At 41.8% G+C, this 6,096-nt stretch carries 5 protein-coding genes and 1 pseudogene; 4 read left to right on the forward strand and 2 right to left on the reverse strand.

Features of this window, described 5'->3' with window-relative positions; all coding sequences use genetic code 11:
* Together SMIDD26_RS13310 and argR are read right to left on the reverse strand one after the other, a co-directional pair.
* Positions 1 to 1,188, reverse strand: a pseudogene (locus SMIDD26_RS13310) (DNA mismatch repair protein MutS); the annotation flags it as partial.
* 50 nt (positions 1,189 to 1,238) lie between these two features.
* On the reverse strand, positions 1,239 to 1,685 hold the full coding sequence (gene argR / locus SMIDD26_RS09045) for an arginine repressor (protein ID WP_061439882.1): 447 nt from the start codon (positions 1,683 to 1,685) through the stop codon (positions 1,239 to 1,241).
* A 134-nt stretch (positions 1,686 to 1,819) separates the two neighbouring features.
* On the opposite strand from argR, the gene argS reads away from it, so the two are divergent.
* The 4 genes from argS to galU all read left to right on the forward strand — a co-directional run.
* Positions 1,820 to 3,511 (forward strand): arginine--tRNA ligase, encoded by a 1,692-nt coding sequence (gene argS, locus SMIDD26_RS09050; protein WP_061439883.1) that lies wholly within the window; start codon positions 1,820 to 1,822, stop codon positions 3,509 to 3,511.
* Positions 3,512 to 3,898: 387 nt separating this feature from the next.
* Positions 3,899 to 4,144 carry a hypothetical protein gene (locus tag SMIDD26_RS09055; protein WP_000084861.1) on the forward strand — a complete coding sequence of 82 codons (246 nt, stop codon included), beginning with the start codon at positions 3,899 to 3,901 and terminating at the stop codon, positions 4,142 to 4,144.
* Positions 4,145 to 4,313: 169 nt separating this feature from the next.
* On the forward strand, positions 4,314 to 5,330 hold the full coding sequence (locus SMIDD26_RS09060; RefSeq protein WP_061439884.1) for an NAD(P)H-dependent glycerol-3-phosphate dehydrogenase: 1,017 nt from the start codon (positions 4,314 to 4,316) through the stop codon (positions 5,328 to 5,330).
* Between the two features lie 21 nt (positions 5,331 to 5,351).
* Positions 5,352 to 6,096: UTP--glucose-1-phosphate uridylyltransferase GalU (gene galU / locus SMIDD26_RS09065; protein WP_246747015.1), on the forward strand; the 745-nt coding region annotated here is incomplete at its 3' end.

Genomic DNA, 6,096 nt, shown 5'->3' on the forward strand with positions numbered 1-6,096 from the left:
TGCGCTAATCAAACTCTCCAACTCAGGAATTCCATCCAGTTGTGTGATGAGATAGGCTAAAGCAGGTTGCTCCATCCCTTCTAAAATCGCACGAATCCGTGGCACACTAGACAAGGTAGTCGCCAGCTGCAAGAGGTCCTTGGGATTGGTCTTGCCAAAAGAAACCCGACTAGCCAAGCGCTCAATGTCATAAACACCCTTGAGACTGTCTGTCAAATCACTGCGCTCAAAGAAATGGTCGAGAAAGACCTGCACCACTTCTTGGCGCTGGATAATTCGTTCCTTATCAATCAAGGGGCGATGAATCCAAGAACGCAAGAGACGCATACCCATAGCCGTTTTGGTTTCATCCAAAAGCCAGAAAAGACTGCCTTGCTTCTTGCCTGAACGGGCATTCTCAACCAAATCCAGACTAGCCTTGGTCGCATAATCCATCTGCAAGAAATCCTTGATTTCATAGCGGATAACAGGTTTGAGGTGGTTCAATTCCCTCATCTGAGTCCGATGGACATACTGGAGCAGCTTACTAGATGCCGCTTGCTCCACAGATGCCAATCGTGAATCCAGTAAATGAAGGTCTTCAAAGCCTTCTTTTTCATAGGAAAGTACCAGATTCATCTGGCGACTGAGGATTTGTTCCTCTTCCTCAGACAAGTCATAACCCAACACCACTTCTCGCGCCTTAAGGTTACGGATTTCCCCACAAACCAGCGTGAAATCCAAAAGACCTGTCACATAAAAGTCACCCGTCACCAAGTCCATATAAGCTAGACCAAATTGATTGCCTTCGCGGTCTATGGCAACCAAAAAATTATTCTGACTGTCCGGCTTACTGCTATCGACCACTGTCCCTGGCGTAATGACCTGAACAACCTCTCGTTTCACAACCCCAACTGCTTGTTTAGGATCTTCCATCTGTTCAGCAATAGCCACCTTATAGCCCTGCTCAATCAAGACATCAATATACTGTTGGGCAGAATGATAGGGGACACCCGCCATAGGAATCGGATTGTCCGCATTCTTGTTGCGACTCGTTAAGGAAATTTCCAGAATCTGCGCAGCATTGACCGCATCCTCATAAAATAATTCATAAAAATCACCCATACGAAAGAGCAAAAAAGCATCTGGATATTGCTTTTTAATATCCACATACTGTTGCATGCCGGGTGATAGCTTTTCTGTCGCCATTTTCCGTCTCTCCTTGTCAAAAATAAGTCTTGAGAGCAACTCCCAAGACCTTACTTATCTTTCATCAAATCTAGCAAACGATCTTCCATGAGTTTGGCAACGTGCTGATCTCGACAAATAACCAATAAGGTATTGGCACCAGCAACTGTTCCTAAAATCCATTCATCCTTGTTTGCATCTACAATATTTGCTAAAACAGAGGCTTCGCCCAATTTGGTATGAAGCACCAAGGTAAACTCTGCTCTTGCAACACCTTCTAAATGATGAGACAAAAATTCCACCAAATCAATCTTTTCTGTCTCATTTGCTAGTACATAATACACCATATCATTTTTCTTGACCTTGGTCAAGCCGATTTCGCGCAAATCACGAGACAGGATTGTCTGCGTCACAAAAACATTGTGCGCCTCCAACCGATCTTGAATTTCTTTTTGTGTACTTAATTTCTCCTCAGTAATCATTTTTTTTATTAACTGATGACGATCTCTTTTTCTCATAAAATCCTCTTATGTGAATATTTATAACTATTTTTATAACTATATTATACCAAAAAATAGGAGATTTCAAAAATTTTTTCTTCTTTCTTTAAAATTGTGATAAAATAGTAGAAAAGTCCAAAAAGGAGCTCTTAATGAATACAAAAGAATTGATTGCTAGCGAATTGGCTAGCGTCATTGATAGCCTGGACCAAGAGGCTATTTTAAATTTACTGGAAACCCCTAAAAACTCAGAAATGGGAGACATTGCTTTCCCTGCTTTTTCACTTGCAAAAGTCGAACGTAAGGCACCTCAAATGATTGCTGCTGAACTGGCTGAAAAAATTAACAGCCAAGCCTTTGAAAAGGTTGTTGCAACAGGACCTTACGTTAACTTTTTCCTTGATAAATCTGCCATTTCTGCTCAAGTGTTGCAAGCGGTTATCACTGAAAAAGAACACTATGCTGACCAAACTATTGGCAAACAAGAAAATGTTGTTATCGATATGTCTAGTCCCAATATCGCTAAACCATTTTCTATCGGTCACCTGCGCTCAACTGTTATCGGAGATAGCTTATCACATATTTTCCAAAAAATCGGTTATCAAACGGTCAAGGTCAACCATTTGGGAGACTGGGGTAAACAGTTTGGGATGTTGATTGTTGCCTACAAAAAATGGGGCGACGAAGAAGCTGTAAAAGCTCATCCAATCGATGAACTCCTTAAACTCTATGTCCGCATCAACGCTGAAGCTGAAAATGACCCTAGCTTGGATGAAGAAGCACGCGAATGGTTCCGTAAACTTGAAAATGGCGACGAGGAAGCTCTCGCTCTTTGGCAATGGTTCCGTGACGAAAGTTTGGTGGAATTTAACCGCCTTTACAATGAATTGCAAGTTGAATTTGACAGCTATAACGGAGAAGCCTTCTACAATGATAAGATGGATGCAGTTGTAGACATTCTTTCTGAAAAAGGCCTTCTTGTTGAATCAGAAGGGGCCCAAGTTGTGAATCTTGAGAAATATGGAATTGAACATCCAGCCCTCATCAAGAAATCTGATGGTGCAACTCTCTACATCACACGTGACTTGGCTGCAGCCCTTTACCGTAAAAACGAATACCAATTTGCTAAATCTATCTACGTCGTTGGTCAAGAACAATCTGCCCACTTTAAACAGCTCAAAGCTGTCTTGCAAGAAATGGGCTACAACTGGAGTAACGACATTACTCATGTTCCTTTTGGTTTGGTTACAAAAGAAGGGAAAAAACTCTCTACTCGTAAAGGGAATGTCATCTTGCTAGAGCCTACTGTTGCAGAGGCTGTTAGTCGTGCCAAGGCCCAAATCGAAGCTAAAAATCCTGAACTAGAAAACAAAGACCAGGTAGCCCATGCTGTCGGGGTAGGAGCCATTAAGTTCTATGACCTCAAGACTGACCGTACAAATGGATACGACTTCGACCTCGAGGCTATGGTATCCTTCGAGGGGGAAACTGGTCCTTATGTACAATATGCCTATGCTCGTATCCAATCGATTTTACGTAAAGCAGACTTCAAACCAGAAACAGAAGCTAATTACAGTTTAAATGATGCTGAAAGTTGGGAAATCATCAAACTCATCCAAGACTTCCCACGTATTATCAACCGTGCGGCGGATAACTTTGAACCTTCTATCATTGCTAAATTTGCAATTAGCCTGGCTCAAGCCTTTAACAAATACTATGCACATACACGTATCCTAGACGAAAATCCTGAGCGCGACAGCCGTCTAGCCCTCAGCTACGCTACAGCAATCGTTCTCAAAGAAGCCCTTCGCTTGCTTGGAGTAGAAGCGCCAGAGAAGATGTAAATCACCAAAGTTACTTGATTGCGGAGCAATCTAAGTAACTAACGCCAAATCCTATTCGGACTTTGGCTAGGCGCTTCACTAGTTTTAGGACATAAATATGATCGATTTATGTCCTAAAACGTCGTAATCTTCAAGTTATTGGAACTAAAGTTCCTAATTGTTAGACGCTAGCCGCTTATATGCGGACTAGCTAACTACTTCACTAGTCATGGTCTCTAAATATAATCGATTTAGAGACCATGACGTCGTAACTATGGCGATTTGCCTAATCGCTTCACTGACAGTCTATCAAAAATCTTATCAAGTTTTGCTGACTTGTTCTGCTATTTTAGGTTCACTAAATCGATTTATTCACTACTACTTCTTTATCATACAGGGAGATTTCCTATGAGCCAATATGCTTATATCCTCGTTGTAATTAGCTTGGTGTTCCTTTTTCTGCTCAATAAGTACGAGAAGGAGAGACTTCAAAGACTCTACCAAGAACAACTTTTAAAGGATGAAACATTTAGGGCTGACATCAAAGAGAAAATTCAAACGACTGAAAACATCAATGATGTCATTGCTTACATCAATAAAACTTATCATCTAGGAATGTTGCTATCAAAAGACATTACAGATCAATTGAAATAAACCGAGCTATTCTTTATGAAATATCAAAACCGAGACTAAGACTTTAATACTTAGGCTCGGTTTTTTATATATTTTTCAAGTCACAAAGCCACCACTCCCCAGCAATGCAAGTGCAAAATCCCCTAGAATATGATAGAATAAGAGAAAGAACTCTATCAAGGAGGAAATCATGGAAAAACAAACCGTCGCCGTCTTGGGGCCTGGTTCTTGGGGAACCGCCCTTTCACAAGTCTTAAATGACAATGGACACGAGGTACGTATTTGGGGAAATCTTCCCGAGCAAATCAATGAAATTAATACACACCACACTAATAAGCACTACTTTAAAGATGTCGTCCTAGATGAAAATATCATTGCCTACACTGACTTAGCAGAAACATTGAAAGATGTGGATGCGATTTTGTTTGTTGTCCCAACAAAAGTGACACGACTTGTTGCCCAGCAAGTTGCACAAACCTTGGATCATAAGGCTATCATCATGCACGCTTCAAAGGGATTAGAACCTGATAGCCATAAACGATTATCAACCATCCTTGAAGAAGAAATTCCTGAACATCTCCGCAGTGATATTGTCGTTGTTTCAGGTCCTAGTCATGCAGAAGAGACCATTGTACGTGACCTGACTTTAATCACTGCTGCTTCTAAAGATTTACAAACAGCTCAATACGTTCAAGAGCTCTTTAGTAATCACTACTTCCGACTTTATACCAATACGGATGTTATCGGAGTCGAAACCGCTGGTGCTCTTAAAAATATTATCGCTGTCGGTGCTGGAGCTTTACATGGTCTGGGATTTGGTGACAATGCCAAGGCAGCCATCATCGCTCGAGGCTTGGCAGAAATTACCCGCCTTGGGGTGGCACTCGGGGCTAGTCCATTGACCTATAGTGGCTTGTCTGGGGTAGGAGATTTGATCGTAACGGGAACCTCCATCCACTCTCGTAACTGGAGAGCCGGAGATGCTCTTGGTCGTGGAGAATCCCTAGCTGATATCGAAGCCAATATGGGCATGGTGATTGAAGGAATTTCAACGACTCGAGCAGCCTACGAACTAGCGCAAGAACTTGGAGTCTATATGCCCATTACACAGGCCATTTACCAAGTTATCTACCACGGAACCAATATCAAAGATGCCATTTATGACATCATGAACAATGAATTTAAAGCAGAAAATGAGTGGTCTTAACCCTCTAAAGAAAGGATTCTTATGGCACTGAAAGTTAGAAAAGCAGTCATTCCTGCCGCTGGACTAGGAACTCGATTTTTACCAGCAACCAAGGCTCTTGCCAAAGAAATGTTGCCAATTGTAGACAAACCAACTATCCAGTTTATCGTGGAAGAAGCTCTCAAATCAGGTATTGAAGATATTCTGGTTGTCACTGGTAAGTCAAAACGTTCTATTGAGGACCACTTTGACTCAAACTTTGAGCTTGAATACAATCTTAAGGAAAAAGGCAAAACGGATTTGTTAAAATTGGTAGATGAAGCAACTGGTATGCGCCTTCATTTCATCCGCCAAACTCACCCTCGTGGTCTTGGAGATGCTGTCTTACAAGCCAAAGCTTTTGTGGGGAATGAGCCCTTCGTTGTTATGCTGGGCGATGACCTTATGGACATCACAGATGAGAACGCCGTTCCTTTGACAAAACAACTGATGAATGATTACGAAAAGACACACGCATCAACCATTGCTGTCATGCCCGTACCACACGAAGACGTTTCATCATACGGAGTCATTGCTCCTCAAGGAGAAGGAATCAATGGTCTCTACAGTGTCGAAACTTTCGTTGAAAAACCAGCTCCCGAAGATGCACCAAGTGATTTGGCAATCATCGGTCGCTATCTGCTCACACCAGAAATTTTTGATATTCTCGAAAAGCAAGCTCCTGGCGCTGGAAATGAAATCCAGCTTACTGATGCTATTGATACGCTCAATAAAACACAGCGTGTTT

The organism is Streptococcus mitis (assembly GCF_001579035.1).
Taxonomy (GTDB): Bacteria; Bacillota; Bacilli; order Lactobacillales; family Streptococcaceae; genus Streptococcus; species Streptococcus mitis_J.